The following is a 16,398-nucleotide window of genomic DNA, read 5'->3' on the forward strand; positions in this document are numbered from 1 at the left end:
ATTATTCTTAAAGCACACTTCCCGGGTTAATGTACCATTTCCCATCTATTTTTATCACTTCGATGCCTTCTTCACCCTCGTCCTCTTCATGTTCATCCATTTTCACTTGGTAAGAAAAATTTAGTTTCTTTCCTTCCTTTATATCTCCCAAATATCCTTGAAAATATTGTTCGATATCTTGAATCTCTTCATCTGTCATATCAGTGACATCTGTAATCTTATAATTGATATGGACATCCCCTCTCTCATCTGTAAATTCATCTAGAACTCCACTTCCCACAGAGTCCAACAATTCATCTATGTCCATTCCTGACTTCTCTTCAGCCACTTCTAACAGCTTAGGCGGCAAAATACTCAATACTCCTTGAATGTCTTGGCTTTCTATGGCCTTTACCATATTCTTAAGCGGAGTTTCATATGTATTCTTAAAAAAGATACCTTTCACAAACAACACACATATAATTACTGCTATTAGAAGCACTCCTATAGCCCGATAAGGCGGTTTTTTATTTCTTGTCATCTCCGTACCCGGATTCTGCCGGTTTTCACCTTGGTATCCCTGATGTGTCCCGCCTGCCTTTCCATATGTTTCACCACTATTTATTGGATTTCCACACTTAGGGCAGAACCTCGCTCCTTCTTTTATTTCTTGCCCACACTTACTACAAAACATACTTTTTCCCCCTTACCTAATACATTAAGCTTCCCAAAACCCCTAAAAAAGAGGACCAGAACAATACAATAATAAGTACCATAATTACCTGCCCCAAGAGGATAGCCCGACAGTAATTTGTCTTATTCCGGTTATTACTTCCTATTGCAAAAACAATAAGCATTATGATTCCTACAATCGGAATTGACGATAATAGAAATAGTCCCAGATAGCTCCACACACTCATGACCGGCGCCATATTCGGGTCTGTTACAACAGTAGCAGTATTGCTCTGTGTCTTAGTGTCTTCCGTAGTCTGCTGTGCTTCCTCTATTGATACCCCGGCCCTTTCACCTGTATCCTGCTTAACCGGCTGTCCACATTTGGGACAGAATTTTCCATTATTCTTTATCTCTGCTCCACAATTATTACAAAACATCTCTTTTCCCCCATTCTTTTATGATTCCTGTCGGATATAACTCATTGTAATTACTTCACTTTTGTAAACGGTCCCGCATAAACATACCTATCCGGCAGTTTCATCACATCTTTACCTTTCTTGTCAATATATTTACATTTGTATTCAAAAAACATATCATCTGTTCCTTCTAGTCTTGTCCCAACAGCCAGCATATCACAGTCTTTTGAGGGCCATATATAGTCATATTGTTCCGGCATTATTAGTTTTCCGGTATCATCAATTAATTCTGGCATATTGTACCATGTGCCATTTTCAATGTCCTTTTTCCCTTTATATCCTATAAGGAACTCATTATTATCACTCATTGAATGTATCATTTCATATTCACATGGAACTACTTCCTTTCCCCTCTCATTAACACAACCATATTTATAAACAGTGATTCCATCATCGTCTAATACCACTTTTTTACCGACAATAGCTAAACCATTCTTTCCAAATCCATTAACAACATCATATTGACACGGAACTACTTCTACTCCCTTTTCGTTAATAAAGCCGCCACCCTCTTCCTTATATACTATTGCCAATCCATTTTTTTCAAAGCTATTAGCTTCCTCATATTGGCATGGAATTACCTCTTCCGCTTTTTCATTGATATATCCCCATTTATATGTAGTCATTCCAAATTCATCAGTTCCTGTCCTTCGCCCTACTGCCGCTAATCCATTTTCTCCAAATCCGGCAGCTTCTTCATATTGGAACGGAATCACTTCTTCCTGCTTTTCATTGATGAAACCCCATTTATATATGACATTTCCCAGTTCGTCAGTTCCTGTTATATTCCCCACTGCTGCCAAGCCGTTTTCTCCAAATTCATAAGTTGCATCATATTGGCATGGAATCACTTCTTCCCCCTGCTCATTTACATATCCTTCTTTGTATACCGGCTCTCCCTCAGAATCTACTCCTGTCTCTCTGCAGACATTCGCCAGTCCATTATTGCTAAATTTTCCTACGGTATCATATTCATATCTAAATGGAATAATTTCTTCTCCCTTTTCATTAATACAACCATATTTATAAATATCCTCTCCATCTTCATCTCGACCCACTTTCTTGCCAACCACAGCCAGTCCATTTTCTTGAAATTTCTCAATTCCTGTATACTGAAAAGGTATCACTTCCTTTCCTTCTCTATTTATATATCCCCAGAGATATGACGACGAATCTTCTCCCTCTTCGCTCACTTGTCTGCCAACTGAAATCAAACCATTTTCTTCAAAATTTCCGACAATATCATATTGGCACGGAATCACTTCTTTCCCACGTTTATTTATAAATCCATATTTTTGATTTTTATTCATTACAACTGCCAAATAGTCTTCTCCTGATTTGTAATAACTAATCCCTCCCGCTCCAGCAATAACTATTACGCACAATACTAAAGCAAAAATTATCCTTTTTTTATATTGCTTTTTTACCGACACATTTCTCACATTTCCAGCTGCCTCTTCCACATTCCAACCCCGCTCCAGAAGATTCCCACATCTGGGACAATATTTTCCTTCTTTCTTTATCTCATAGCCACATTTCCCGCAATACATAATTTACCCTCCATCTCTTGTCCTCGATATCTATCCTCTTATTTTCCTCCCGTCTTGCTTTCCAGAAACTGTATAGTGTCATCCAGTTTTTCTTTCGTTTTTTCTTCGCCCCTCCTGCTCATATACAATTCCCAGCGCTCTTGGCTTTGTTCCCATTTGCTCTTTTCACTTTCATATTGTTCTTCTGAAACTATCTGATTATCAATCTGATAACTTGGTTCCATATCGAACTCTGAATTGAGTTTTTTTGTTATCCGGAACATTTCACTGTCTTCTTCATACATCCATACATTGATATCCTCAAAAGAATCTGCCGCTCCTGTGATGACATAATATTTATCCTCTTTTTCTGCTACAACTATCTCTGCCATCCCACCATTATATTTATATGGCTCCCCTGTATAGATTCGCTTCAGCTTATTTTTTTCATATGCCCATATCTCTACGGTATATTTCGGAGCCAGTGAATAAATGTCATCCTGATTCTCTATTCCATACGCTAATATCAACTCCTCTTTTCCATCACAATCAAAATCTAATAATTGTGCAAAGCACAGTCCCTGCAAATATTCCGAATACTCTGTAAGCGTTCTGATTTCGGCTTCCCCAAACTTTGACCGATACTGCATTAACAAATCATAATACTGCCGGTAAATTCCCAACTCCTTTTTCTTCTCCTCTAATTCTTCCTTTTTCTTTTCATCCGATATCATATTTTGCATCTGTTCAATCAAGTCTTTTGCTTCTTCGTCATTCCCCTGCTCTACATATGAATCTATAGCATTGTTATAAAACTGCTCTCCCTCTTTTGTCATACTGCCTTGTTCTTTATAATTCTGATTTACGATAGAGATTCCCTTCCGGTAGCTGTCAAACATCCGGTCATAATCTTCAAGACCTTCATAAGTGTCGGCCAGTCCCTGATAGGCATCAATTTTCCTTGGTTCGACAGAAACTGCTTCATTAAAAGATTCTTCTGCTTTTTTGTAATCCATTTCTGCCAGATATTTCTTCCCATCGGTGAGGTTTGATATATATCTTTTCTCCTGTACCTTCCCATACATCATATACACAAAGATTACTATAACCGCCACTATCACAATGCCGGCAATAACCAGCCCAGCCTTTTTACCGGCTCTTCTTCCCGGTTTATGAATCTCTGATTTTCTCAATAGTTCTCCGCAATTTTTACAAAATACTGCATTGTCGTCATTTGGCGTCCCACACCTTCTGCAATACATATTCTCTCCTCCGTCACTTCTGCTCCTGAAGCTCTATTTTTAAAGATATAATCCTTTTCAGCGATTCATCTAACCGTTCTTCCGAAATTATCCCATTTTGAACCGCAAGTAGTACACCCTGATAGGCCGCTTCAAAATCTGACGGCATTAATATCATATCAACTCCCGCCTGAATCGCTTGTACAGCCGCTTCTTCCGCCGAATAATAATTTGTAACTGCCCCCATATCCATAGCATCTGTAATTACAATCCCCTGATAGCTCAGCTCTTCTCTCAGAAGCTCCGTGACAATCTGAGGGGATAAAGTTGCCGGAATATCACTTCCGGTCACTTCTGGAAGTGCAATATGTCCCACCATGATAAATTCCGTTCCGGCCTGTATTCCTGCTATAAATGGAAGGAACTCGCACTGTCTCAGTTGTTCCAATGTCCTCTGTGAATAAGCCTTTCCTTCATGGGAGTCTTGGCCTGTAGCCCCATGCCCCGGAAAATGTTTCAGCGCAGTGCAGATTCTCTGGCTATGAAATCCCAAAACCGTCTGTTCTACCATTCTGGCTGTCAGTTCCGGCTCCGAACCAAAGGCTCTAAATCTCACCACCGAATTGTCCGGATTTATCCAGACATCCGCATCTGGCGCGAAGTTAACATTAAAACTACTATTCTTTAGATACCCGCCAATATAAACGCCTGCATTATAAGCGTTAGACACGTCTCCCGTACTTCCAACATCACTCATGTTTCCTACATTTTCAATGAGGAAATTATCATTAGACGCAATTCGGGTTACCTCTCCGCCCTCTTCGTCTACACATAAAAATGGAAGCAATCCCGTCTTTTGCAGGCTTAACTCTTTCAACATGATATTAAAATTACTGATTTGCTCAGGAGATGAAATATTTGCCCCCATCATAATAAATCCACCCACCGGATAATCCTGATATGAATTTCGCAATCCCGGCCCAAGAGTGGTTACCATATCTTCCTCCGTCAAAACATCCGGTGTGACAATAAACATCTGTGTAATCTTTTCCTGCAAGGTCAATTCACTAAGTATTTTATTAGTTTTCTGTTCCACGCCATTTGTGTTTTCCTCTTCTGTTTCCTGAGACTTGTTGTTATCCTGTATTTCCTGCTTCTGTTCTTGTTGGAAGTTATCGGGATTTGACTTGTGTCTGGACAATATAACGAAAACCATACCTGTTAGAACCACCAGCACTATCAGAATTACTCTTTTAATTTTCATACTCACATATATACCCTAACTTTCCAGCATATTCCGGAACTACCTCTATAATATTGTCCGGCACATCATTCCACACCCATCGTTCTTCTTTCTCATAGTAAAAGATATCAAGACTGGTCTCCTGAATATCCTTGTCAGAATAGCTTGGTTCATTTGCCATCCACTCGCTGTTACACCAGTATCCTCCACTATTTACCTTCTCTCCATAGAACTGATTCTTATCATTTACCCAGTAATAATCTTCGGATGTTGCATCCCGTCTGCCGCCAATTCTAAAATGCTTTTTCTCCAGCCCCTTCTGCCTGATCTCGCTTAAAATATAATCATATTCTTTCTTGCTGTTAATTCTTGCCAGATATCCTCCGCGTTTTATACAATCATCAAATGCTTGCTGCCATGTACAGTCACTCACGATATATTCATATCTGTGAATCCCGCCTTCCTCAACGCCTTTAGACTCTGATATCATGATATTATCTGTCTGAATCTGTAAATTCTCATCAAAATCCAAAGATACCGTTCCGTTTACCCGTACGCCGCAGCCATTATATGGGATTAAAGATTCTGATGCCTGAACCTTTAATTTATTTTTGTCTTTCATTACTGTTTCCTTACCGTTTTCCTTTTTGATCAGCAGGTCTTTCTTTTCCGCAAATTCCAGATAATAGTCATTGCCCTCCTGCACAATTTCCCCCTCTATCCAAAAATCTCCCGGCACAGTACAGTCAGTATCATAGGCCTCTGGTTCTGCGTCCGGCTCTATATCCTTTTTTACTTCTGCCTCCTCCACCTGCAAACTTTTTTCGCTCTCTTTGTTATCATGTCCATAAAACAGCCAGAAGGTGATTGCCGCCGCAATCGCAAGTAATATCACTAAAGAAATAGTAATTACAAGAATTTTTGATGGTCTTTTTTTGCTCAACGATGCTCCACATGATGGACAGAATACATCTTCTGCTTCCACCGAGGCATTACAATTTTGACATCTCAAATATTTCACCTTCTCTCTGAGTATTTTTCTATAGATTATTGATAATTATCTTCTAATACCTATACCCGCATTTCCCGCAAAATGTTGCTCCATTTTTCCTCTCACTCCCGCATTTAGGACAGTATCTTGGATAATGCTGTTGACCGTTCTTTCTTTTTCCCCTGCCTTTTCTTCTTTTAAATTTCACGATTTTTCTCTGCACATTCCCCACAAACAAAAATATTGCGACGCCCAATATAATAATTGCCAACATATATAAAATAAATTTTGAATAATGGAAAGCAGAGAACTCTATCTCCGTTGAAACGTCAAACGGACTAATTAAAGAAACATTTTTCCCTTCTTTTCCTTCGTAAACCCCTTCTTCAACTTTTGTGTTATTCGGAAGTATATATTTTATACTTACTGATTCCGAATAATCTTTTATATCTCCTTTCCCTACGTTAAACTTATCTCGAATCTTACTTTTAACAAAAGGAAATGTACTTCTTTTTAATGTCAGTTTGCTGTTGTTAATACCAAACACTCGGTTCGTAAAACTGTCTATCTTACTGGTAAACCATGATGAATATGTAATCTCATAGCATCTGTATCCCTCATCATCGTAGATTCTAAGAGTTTCCCCCCTCTTAAGCCCTTTTTCCATCTGCTTCTTTGTGGCTTTGTAATAATCATCCGCAATATTCCAATCCATATAGAATGTAATTGTCCTGTTTATCTTATGCCCTTCACTTGAAAGGTCTGTTATTACTGAGATGTTATCAAAAGCCAGTGGTGTGTCATAATAATAGTCTATTTCTCCTTCACGACCACTATAGCGCACCACACTGCCAGATACGCTTGTATCGCTTCCGTCATTTTCTTCCTCCTCTTTTTGAGGTTCAATATCTGCGGAAAGGTTCGTATACGTTTCCGGAAGATTAATATGAAATGAAAGTTTCCCTTCTTCACTTAGAATATTCTCTGTGTCTATGCGTTCCACGGTTTTCATCCTCACAGATGTGTCTGTATTATAGTATTTTTTATGTTCAATATTAACCGCCGTTCCCAGGATCATCATTGTATCTTTTATCAATTGCTTCTCTGAATCAGAGGTAAATGTAACTGAACAGTTTCTTTCTCCTTCCTCATTTAATTCCACACCTATTACACCACATCTGTCCCTCAAAACCCGAACTATTTTCCGAGCTTCCGTTTCTTCCATAGAAAAGCCTATCTTTCTGGTGTATATACCTTCCGTTAATTCTGTATCTATATCAATATTGGTAAATACTATTTCATCTTCCTTCGCTGTATTCAGAGCCTCTATACTTTCATATGTTCCCCCGTTAAGCTCCACGACATCCTTCTTAACACTCAGCAATCTGCAAAAATTAGTCTCTTCCACCACTCCTGATTTCTGCATTGCAACGTCGATAAAATTAAACAATTCTAGAGGCGAAAAATTCTCAACATAAGGAACCTCTGATTCCCCATAGGTAGTAATCGGTTTATACCCAAGCAGTTTCCTCGTCTTTTCATCATAGTCTTCATATGATTCAAACGAATATTCTATACATAATTCTAAATCCATGCCTAGAGATTTCGTATAAACCGTATATGATTTTGATTGATTCTGGACCAAAATCATCTCAAGAGTACTTTTCCCTCCCATGACAAAGTTCTCCAAATCCGACTGTGATATTATACATCTCGTGCTTCTATATCCTTTAAATTCCTCCTGCGCTTGAAGATCAACGGCCTTCACAAGACACATAACTACCGTCAGTAGCACTATACTCAAAATCTTTTTTTTCACTTTTTAATCCTCTTAAAACAAGTTGTAACGATACAATACTTCTGACTTAGACCATTCCGGCATAGTATAGAAAAATAGCTTGTTATCCACAATCTCCATACTGCAGTTCTCCTCATCAGATATGATTTCCTCCCTGCTGATTGTGTCAAGAAGCTTCACATTCTGAAAGTTGGAATCCATCCTGTATAATTCCAGATTTGTATCGGTCTGATCCATGTAATACCAATCTTTTTTTGTATCCTGCACCAAGGTAAAAAATGTCTGTTTTCCTGATACTTTTCCTATCTCCTGCGGAGTCCCATCCTTGGCATTATAAAGTATGATTCTGCATGTTCCGTCATCATCGCTCTGTTCTGTAAATATTCCAGCTTCTGTCGGATGCCATCCCGAAATTCCTTCTGTCTCCACAACCACTCCCGGACTTTTGGAAAGCCAATACACTTCTTCTGCGCTCTCCCTCAGATAGCCATTGGATACCAATTTTAAAGCTATTTGATATTCCTTAAACTCTTCTTTTAAATTATCTTCCGGCGCAATGTTCTTATCATATGATTGAACAATTTCCCCACTTTTGGTAATACGATAATATATACATTCCGGTCCAAACAGCCAGGAAAACGCATTCGTCTTTTGTGTCACAATAAAATAATCTTCATTCTCCTGCCCCATATATTCAACATCCTCTGTAAAAGAGATGTACTGTTTGTGTTTCAATGTAGAGCGGTCTAAACAATATATCTCCTTTGGCGAAAAAGCTGATACATAATATAGATTCTGCTCCTCCATTAATAATACATACTTGACATCTTTTAAAATAATCTTTGATGTTGTTCCATCTTTATTAACTCTTCTCACATTATATTTCTCATCCTCTGAAGCCTGAAGCAAATAGACATATGACTGGTCCAAACCACAGATACTGAAAAATTCACCATCATATATTGCTTTTTTTGAATGTCCTTTTTTATCTTCCCGGAACAGCTTACCATTCAAACCCTTATAATATATTTTTTCCTTATCTTCTGCCGTCATTTTCTTCCACGACATAGTTGACTCATCGTAATGTGTATCCTTGCGCTGCCCGGTCTCAGCTAATGTCTTATCCAGCAAAGTTCCTTCAAAACTGATTCCATTAGATGCATTTACTATATTCCACAAATTTGCCTTTACCTTTAGTTTCGCTTTTGCATCTATTATTTTTAAATACAGCCTAGCATAAAAGGATACATCTAAACCTGAATCCTCCTCTTGGTCAGATGATGTCTGAAATGTTCCTTTTCCTTCTGCCTCAGCCCCTACTTTGGCAATTGCCACATCCGCCATATTAATATTAAAGAAATAGGCCATGACAGACGCCCCTATATGTATATCCGCATCTGCCTGCGCTTCCAACTTTGCGTTATGCTTCTCCTTCGGTTCAGACTTTCCTTCAAATTGATATATATATTTATTGTCCTTTACAATAACAAATTTATTTTCAAATTCATTTGTGAGTTCATAATCCATCGTGAACTTCATGGACAAATTCCCTGATATATCCATATAGACCATGAACCCACAGGAAAGAGGCATGATGGTGTATTCATAACTTTTTTTTATTTCCTTATTTATCACGTTTCCTATTTTGCCGGCAGTATTTGGCTTTAAAAGCACTGGCTTTGCCGGGGTACAGTCAAAATAAGCAATAGGAAATACTTTTTCTTCCAGCCCCTGCATTTTTATGAAACTCACAATGTCCTTTTTTGTCGTATCACCGGATATTTCTCCTTCTATAGACAATTCAGCTCCTACCTTCGCAACCTGCTTTCCACTGACACCCGTAGCTAATTCTTTCATTCCATATTTTTTATCCCAGTCAGCAATAAAATTTATCTGCAGGTCCTCCACACCTATCTTCCCCGTAAGTTTACATTTCTTTTCAAAATCCCCTGCCTGTTCTGAATCCGGAACAATACCCAGTGTTTCACTCAAGTCAACATTAAGCTCAACAACAAAATTAGCCGGCGGACTGCTTAAGACCGGAATCATCTCTGTATCCATTTCTTTATTGTAAACTAGATTTGTTGTCTCTTCTTTCTGTTGATTATCTGTCGTCTCTAAAAAATCTGCTTCTATAGCTTCTACAGGAGTTATCGTAACCCCCTCAACAGTTCTGATATTATTTATATTACTTGAATCAATCTTCAACTCATCATTTAGATACAGTTTATCAAACACTTCATCCAGCATAGGCATGTCTACACTCAATAAGATTTCTTCACCTTCTTCTGTGTTTGATACTACTTTCCCGATATATGTAGACTTAAGCGGCGTATCTTTACTGCCTTCCAACCAGAACAGTTCACCTGTCTTCAACGATGCAAGCTCTATATCCGTATCTTTGTTAAACTTTATAACCAGCTCTGACTCTTCATATTCTACAGCGGTAATAGCTTCATTGATTCTTTTTGCATCCTCATCAACATAAAAATACACATTTTCATTTAATACTGCCGTATCTTCATCACTGCCGCTTCCGTCTTTGACTTCTTCCTCCGTATACCTGCTTCCGTCCTTAACCTCATCTATTACTTTTTTCTCGGGCTGGTAAAAGAAGAAAAGCCAAATTCCCCCTATTCCCGTAATTAGCAGTAATAATAATAAAATCCACTTTATCTTTTTTTTCATAAGTATTCCTCTAAATAACTATAGAAGCTGATTAATCTTCGCTTTCCCTCTCCTACTTTACTTTTGCAAACGCTCCTGCATATATGTATTTATCCGGTACCTTCATTACCGTCTTTCCATATTCATTTATATATCTACATTCATATTTATTTTGTCCGTCTGACAACATCCCTATTTTTTTGCCAACAGCTATTGTTCCATTATCACCATAATTATAATCCACATAATCAAATTTCCCCGAAATGGTAAGAACTGTTTTGTCAAATATCTTGTACTTCGCATCGTCAACCCATTCTGTTATATAAAAAAACCCGTTTCCACCAGTAAATGTATTCATATACGTATCCGTTGATAAGGAACCCATGATTTTTTCCCCATTTTCATTAATTATCTCCTTTTCATAAATACCTTCCCCATTTTCTTTTTCCACCAGCGCTAAACCATTTTCTAAAAATGAGGTTGCTCCATCATATTGCATTGGAATCACTTCTTCACCCTGCTTATTAATATATCCATACTTATATCTTGGATATCCATCTTCATCCTTTCCTTCCACTTTCCCTATAACCGCAAGACTATTTTTCGAAAAAGACTCTGCCTTATCATACTGTAGCGGAATTACTTCCTCTCCCTGCTCGTTAATGTATCCATACTTCCATATTGACTCCTCGTCTTCCCTGACCATTTTTTCCACACATGCAAGTCCACTTTCTGAAAAGGAATATGCGTAGTCATATTGTAATGGAATTACTTCCTCTCCCTGCTCGTTGATATATCCATACTTCTTTATTGAATATCCATCTGCATCTTCCCCGACTATTTTTCCCACACATGCAAGTCCACTTTCTGAAAAATGCTCTGCATAGTCATATCGTAGTGGAATTACTTCCTCTCCCTGTTCGTTAATATATCCATACTTCCATATGGAATCTGCATCTTCCCTGACTACTTTCCACACAAGCGCAAGACCTTTTTCCGAAAAAGAACCCGCCCCATTATATTGCAACGGTATCACTTCTTCTCCTTGCTCATTAATATATCCATACTTCCATATTGACTCCTCATCTTCTACAGATATTTTTACCACATATGCAAGACCACTTTTATCAGAAAAGTCACCCATATCGACATATTGGCACTCTGTGATTGCTTTACCTTTTTGATTAATACAGCCATACCTGTATATTGGATTTCCTTCATCGTCTACATCTATCCGCTCTCCTACAACTGCTATTCCATTTTCTGAAAACCTTCTGCCCATATCATATTGGCACTCTATTACCTCTTTTCCATTTTCATTAATATATCCCACCTTTCCCTCATCATTTATGACAAGAGCCAGATATTTTTCTGAAAACACCTTTTGGTACAAGAATACTCCACCGACCGCAGTGACTAGAAGACACACAGATACTATAATGGTAATCCATTTTTTCCCTTTTCTTTTTCCCGAAGCGGACTTGGGATTTCTTTTTTTATCGACACTGGGCTGCGGAAAACCGCCTGCCGCATTCCCGCATTGAGGGCAGAACCTGCCCCCGGCTTTTATTTCACATCCACACCGACTACAATACATGTTCTGCCCGCCCCCTCTTATCTTCTCTGATTCATCTTCGCATACAGCAGCACGGCTGTTATAACGCCTAATACAATTGTAGATATGCCAATTGCCCCATATACTGCAAATACTCTTTGGGCAACGATGACATAGGTTTTGTAACTAATAGAGTTAAAAACAATTGAACCAATTTTTACAATCAGGCCAATCACCACAATAATCACACTTGTACTAATGTGATATTCTCTCTTTTTTACTCCCAATATGCCTATTATAGAAAAACAAAGAACAAGTGCGTACGGAATAATATAAAAAATCATCCCCATAAATTTTGCATCTGGTCCCATGAATTCATAAACTATCCAACTTCCTTTTAAATTTGAGAAAAACTGAATCGTCCACCAGAGAAGCATTATGATATACACAACCGCGATAATAATATCAACCGCGCTCATCCCCTTCAAAATTCCCGTTCCGTGATTTGTAACCATATGTATGCTATCTTTATTTGAATACACGGAATTGTCTGCACGGCCTGCCACCGGTTCTTGCACATTTCCACAGTAAGGGCAAAATCTGCTTCCCTCTTCAATCTGCTTTCCGCATTTACTACAAAACATTGTATTTCCTCCTTATGTACTCTATATTTACTGATCCAACTGATACCCTGACGGTGCTAATTCATATTCTTTGTCCTTTAAGAATTCTGCATTCTTTTTTTCCATATCTGACAAAAGGGATGCACTATAATTGGCATCAAAATCTTTTGCGTCATACTTACCTGTATACCAGCTTTTACTATTAAAATAATTTTGAAGTTCCGGCGAATCAAATCTTCTTCCATGTCTTGCATAGATTTCATTCTTTGCATAATTTAATTCCTGAGCCGTCTTGCCCTGTACATCTAAATCTGTCAGATACTTACTGTTACTTTGTGGAATAACATAATCTTCCTCGGCTGTATTGTCTGGCAAATCCAGACTTTCTTCTGGTACTTTCTCTTCTTTATCTTTCTCTGACTCTAATTCGCTCTCCTCTTTATTTTCCGCTTCGTAAGTATCCCTTTTATCATCAGATGTCTGAGTATCTAACGTAGTTTTACTATTGGATTTTGAAGCATCTTGTTTCCCTGCCAACAGCCAAATCGTAATTCCAGCTATAATAACAGCTAAAACCAACAATGAAATAATAACAGCCGCTAAGCCGGACTTTTTCTGCATCTCTACCCTGTTTCCACATTCCGGACAGAATACATCCTCCTTATCCAATGGCGCATGGCAATTTGGACACTTCATACTTTTTACCTTCTTTCTGATACATTTACTGGTATAAAGTCCAGTTATTTCAAGGACGCTATACTAATATTATTCAAACATAAAGTATTCATTTACGTTAAATTCCTCAATCGGGGACACTGTCATAAAGGTCTCTTCACCATTTACTATTTTTTGAAAATCCACTTCTTTATAAACTGACGCCTCCCCCGCCTCTTCAAAAGCCGGACCAGCCACAACAATTTCATATATGGGAGTTTCTTCTTCCCGTCCGGCTTCATATACTGAAATTACGTGCATTTCATTATACAGATTATTCTCTAATCCATTTGTCGGAAAACTAATACTGTCTTTTTTCAATACGCCCGATGCACCTGAGTCAACGTAACTCTCCAACGCAATAATAATGTTAGCCCGATTAAAATAATTTTTCTTCTCCAACGGTATGTTCTCAAACACAACTTGTCCGCTTTTGCCATCCATTAATGAGGCAATGATTGATTCATCTTTCTTTTCCAATACAATCCGGTACTTTTCTTCTTCTCCTATCTGCTGATACTGCCCGCTGTCAGAATCCCAACGAAAACTTAAGCTTTCTAAATCCCCCTGAATATGTGAGTCATACTGAAAACTTAAGATATTCTCCCCCTCCCGATTCTTCAATAAGGATACCGAAACTTTTAAATCATCTGAATAATACGAAAAGAATCCCTCCTCAGCAATTTCGTCTGCTGCCGGTTTTTTCTTTAATTCTTCCTCTTTTTGAGACAGTTTCTTACTGCCGCCGGTGGATTTCTTTCCTTGTTCAATAATATTTTCCGCTTTTTCCGATTTATTAAAAATGATACTCCCTGCTACAATTAAAATTGCTATAGCCAATACAATCCCTGCCGCAATTCCCAAAAACGATTTCTTTTTTCTCACTTGAAGGTGAGCTCCACATGCTCCGCAGAACATGGCATTGTCTATGTTTTCTCTTCCACACTTTGGACATCTCATAGCTTAATCTTCCTTTATTCTATTTTTGTTCCGCATGATGTACAAAATCTCATTCCTTCCGATACCTCTTTACCACAATTGGGGCATATAACACCCTTTTCCGGCTGTTGCTGTACTTCTATTGCTACTGGTGTCCCACAGTTAATGCAAAACTGCTGGTCCTCCTCTAACAGTGCGCCACAGTTCGCGCATACTCTGCCAGAATCTTGAACCAGCTCATTGGCCTCTTCCTGACTTTCCGCATATACATCACCTGACTCCGGCGGATTCGGCATCTCTATTGATATTGGTGTTCCACAGCTCATACAAAACTGCTGCCCTTCTTCTATTGGTGCACCACAATTCACACATACCCCTGCTGATGCTTTTACCGGCATATTAACCGGTTTTTGAGCTTCAATCTTAGCCCCGCATACATTACAAAACAATGAATTATTCGGTATCTCTGCATTACAATTGGGACACAAAATAGTTCCTTTCATTTTCTGCATCTCACTTTTTCTTGCTTCAATCTGCTGTTCCAAATCTTTAATCTTATGTATAACATCAGCTGCTGAAGGGCTTATATCCTCCGTATGTTCTTTATAATAAATGAAACCTAATTGCCCGAAAGCTTCTTTTTGTTGTTGCTCCAAACTCTTAATAGCCGTTAACAATTTTGCTGAATCAGTAACTTCTTTTGTCTTTTGTATTGCTCCCTGTCCTAACATAGTAAGTTTTTTGTCCAAATCTTCTAAAAATGCCATTTTATCTTCCTCCTATTTCAGCCGGTATCCGCAGTTTCCGCAGAATACCGAATCTTCTTCCATTTTTGTTCCACATTGCGGGCAGACATTCTCCTGCTCCTTTTGTTCTTCGTATTTACTCTTCAAACGGGTAATTTTATCAAAAAAGGGCAGCAGCTGTGGAAGCGGGTCTTCAAAGCCGCCTTCATAGTACTCTTTTCCAAGTTCCCTATATACCTGATCCAATAATCGTTCCATATCCTTTTGCTTATCACTATCACTCATGAATCCTGCCTCCTTCTATGCCAGCAAAAATTGATTTTCCTTATTTGTGATATATATTTCAGTTCCTCTTGGAAGATAATACGTTCTCCCAGCTCCCAACGGCTGCCCACTGCTAAGAAAAACGTTACTTTTTACAAAAACATCTATGCAATATTCCTGATATTTAGCAACATAATATATTCCTGCCAGATTTTGTGTGTTTCTTTGTTTTTTTAGAACTGCCTTTCCGTTCTCCCATTCAAAAAATACTTCCACTCTCTCTTTCAATGAATACACTTTTCCTTCAAATATTCCTGTTTCCCCTACAACAGCGCCTTCAAAACCAGTACTCTCCTGCTGTCTCACTGCCACTGGTCTTTCCCACACATTTTGCCTTGAATCTATCTTCTCCGGCATAGCCTCCACATATTCTTCCTGCCACTCTTTTTTTCTCCATAACCATAGACCTAAGATGCATAGCAGCACAATCACCGCATACATTACAATCCACAAAATAATGGTAACATACGAAAACTTCATTACTTGTCCAATATCCAGCAAGACCAGCGCTTTCTGCACCTCTGCCATTTTGTTTTTAATATACAGGCACACAGATATAACCGAAATATTATTAACAATACTACTTATTATTGCTATGACATAAGACTTTTTCCCACTAATAACCGCCGTTAAAAATGCACCCACTAAGACTAGCACCAACACAATGAATACCACTATTACTTTTGGCTTAAAGTATTCTTCTATGTATGGATATATCTCTCCGGCAGTTCCGCTTATACCATAATTCCCAATCCCTACTTTTAAGATATCCATGATTGAAATATCTACAGAGTTTATCTTAATCAACGGCATAAACCACATACCTATTGACCCTGCTAATAATAAGGCAATCATATATTTTAGTTTGTATTTCACTACTTGCACCTTCCCTTTACGC

The 16,398-nt window shown here is 38.3% G+C and carries 15 protein-coding genes; all 15 read right to left on the minus strand.

The features are described 5' to 3' along the window. Positions 1-7: 7 nt before the first annotated feature. Positions 8-673 carry a zinc-ribbon domain-containing protein gene (locus BN6465_RS08935; protein ID WP_066733600.1) on the minus strand — a complete coding sequence of 222 codons (666 nt, stop codon included), beginning with the start codon at positions 671-673 and terminating at the stop codon, positions 8-10. A gap of 16 nt (positions 674-689) precedes the next feature. Continuing rightward, the gene (locus BN6465_RS08940; RefSeq protein ID WP_066733603.1) at positions 690-1,091 is read right to left on the minus strand and encodes a zinc-ribbon domain-containing protein; all 402 of its coding nucleotides are present in this window, start codon (positions 1,089-1,091) and stop codon (positions 690-692) included. 50 nt (positions 1,092-1,141) lie between these two features. Next, a complete protein-coding gene (locus BN6465_RS08945; RefSeq protein WP_199882810.1) occupies positions 1,142-2,593 on the minus strand; it encodes a WG repeat-containing protein in 1,452 nt (483 codons plus the stop codon). A 125-nt stretch (positions 2,594-2,718) separates the two neighbouring features. Further along, positions 2,719-3,921, minus strand: a complete 1,203-nt coding sequence (locus BN6465_RS08950; protein ID WP_066733607.1) for a zinc ribbon domain-containing protein — start codon at positions 3,919-3,921, stop codon at positions 2,719-2,721. A 13-nt stretch (positions 3,922-3,934) separates the two neighbouring features. After that, positions 3,935-5,164, minus strand: a complete 1,230-nt coding sequence (locus BN6465_RS08955; RefSeq protein ID WP_066733609.1) for a glycoside hydrolase family 3 protein — start codon at positions 5,162-5,164, stop codon at positions 3,935-3,937. Beyond that, a complete protein-coding gene (locus tag BN6465_RS08960) occupies positions 5,154-6,155 on the minus strand; it encodes a zinc-ribbon domain-containing protein (RefSeq protein ID WP_066733611.1) in 1,002 nt (333 codons plus the stop codon). Before BN6465_RS08960 ends, BN6465_RS08955 begins: the two co-directional genes overlap by 11 nt. Before the next feature lie 52 nt (positions 6,156-6,207). Next, positions 6,208-7,953: a zinc ribbon domain-containing protein gene (locus tag BN6465_RS08965; protein ID WP_066733615.1), complete on the minus strand. Its 1,746-nt coding sequence runs from the start codon at positions 7,951-7,953 to the stop codon at positions 6,208-6,210. Positions 7,954-7,965: 12 nt separating this feature from the next. After that, entirely contained in the window at positions 7,966-10,620 is a 2,655-nt protein-coding gene (locus BN6465_RS08970) for a hypothetical protein (RefSeq protein WP_066733618.1), read from the minus strand. Positions 10,621-10,672: 52 nt separating this feature from the next. Further along, positions 10,673-12,196: a WG repeat-containing protein gene (locus BN6465_RS08975; RefSeq protein WP_066733621.1), complete on the minus strand. Its 1,524-nt coding sequence runs from the start codon at positions 12,194-12,196 to the stop codon at positions 10,673-10,675. A 17-nt stretch (positions 12,197-12,213) separates the two neighbouring features. Beyond that, entirely contained in the window at positions 12,214-12,798 is a 585-nt protein-coding gene (locus BN6465_RS08980) for a zinc ribbon domain-containing protein (protein WP_066733624.1), read from the minus strand. A gap of 27 nt (positions 12,799-12,825) precedes the next feature. Continuing rightward, on the minus strand, positions 12,826-13,473 hold the full coding sequence (locus BN6465_RS08985) for a YARHG domain-containing protein (RefSeq protein WP_066733626.1): 648 nt from the start codon (positions 13,471-13,473) through the stop codon (positions 12,826-12,828). A gap of 69 nt (positions 13,474-13,542) precedes the next feature. Continuing rightward, positions 13,543-14,451 (minus strand): zinc ribbon domain-containing protein, encoded by a 909-nt coding sequence (locus BN6465_RS08990; RefSeq protein ID WP_066733629.1) that lies wholly within the window; start codon positions 14,449-14,451, stop codon positions 13,543-13,545. 14 nt (positions 14,452-14,465) lie between these two features. Further along, positions 14,466-15,197 (minus strand): zinc ribbon domain-containing protein, encoded by a 732-nt coding sequence (locus BN6465_RS08995; RefSeq protein ID WP_066733634.1) that lies wholly within the window; start codon positions 15,195-15,197, stop codon positions 14,466-14,468. Positions 15,198-15,209: 12 nt separating this feature from the next. Beyond that, positions 15,210-15,461: a zinc ribbon domain-containing protein gene (locus tag BN6465_RS09000; protein ID WP_066733637.1), complete on the minus strand. Its 252-nt coding sequence runs from the start codon at positions 15,459-15,461 to the stop codon at positions 15,210-15,212. A 15-nt stretch (positions 15,462-15,476) separates the two neighbouring features. After that, positions 15,477-16,376, minus strand: a complete 900-nt coding sequence (locus BN6465_RS20475; RefSeq protein WP_154670227.1) for a hypothetical protein — start codon at positions 16,374-16,376, stop codon at positions 15,477-15,479. Positions 16,377-16,398: the final 22 nt, after the last annotated feature.

This window comes from Bariatricus massiliensis (assembly GCF_900086725.1).
Lineage (GTDB): Bacteria > Bacillota > Clostridia > Lachnospirales > Lachnospiraceae > Allocoprococcus > Allocoprococcus massiliensis.

Coding starts and splice junctions, on each gene's coding strand:
- BN6465_RS08935 (WP_066733600.1), bottom strand. CDS start 673: ATGTTTTGTAGTAAGTGTGGGCAAGAAATAAAAGAAGGAGCGAGGTTC.
- BN6465_RS08940 (WP_066733603.1), bottom strand. CDS start 1,091: ATGTTTTGTAATAATTGTGGAGCAGAGATAAAGAATAATGGAAAATTC.
- BN6465_RS08950 (WP_066733607.1), bottom strand. CDS start 3,921: ATGTATTGCAGAAGGTGTGGGACGCCAAATGACGACAATGCAGTATTT.
- BN6465_RS08955 (WP_066733609.1), bottom strand. CDS start 5,164: ATGAAAATTAAAAGAGTAATTCTGATAGTGCTGGTGGTTCTAACAGGT.
- BN6465_RS08970 (WP_066733618.1), bottom strand. CDS start 10,620: ATGAAAAAAAAGATAAAGTGGATTTTATTATTATTACTGCTAATTACG.
- BN6465_RS08975 (WP_066733621.1), bottom strand. CDS start 12,196: ATGTATTGTAGTCGGTGTGGATGTGAAATAAAAGCCGGGGGCAGGTTC.
- BN6465_RS08980 (WP_066733624.1), bottom strand. CDS start 12,798: ATGTTTTGTAGTAAATGCGGAAAGCAGATTGAAGAGGGAAGCAGATTT.
- BN6465_RS08985 (WP_066733626.1), bottom strand. CDS start 13,473: ATGAAGTGTCCAAATTGCCATGCGCCATTGGATAAGGAGGATGTATTC.
- BN6465_RS08990 (WP_066733629.1), bottom strand. CDS start 14,451: ATGAGATGTCCAAAGTGTGGAAGAGAAAACATAGACAATGCCATGTTC.
- BN6465_RS08995 (WP_066733634.1), bottom strand. CDS start 15,197: ATGGCATTTTTAGAAGATTTGGACAAAAAACTTACTATGTTAGGACAG.
- BN6465_RS09000 (WP_066733637.1), bottom strand. CDS start 15,461: ATGAGTGATAGTGATAAGCAAAAGGATATGGAACGATTATTGGATCAG.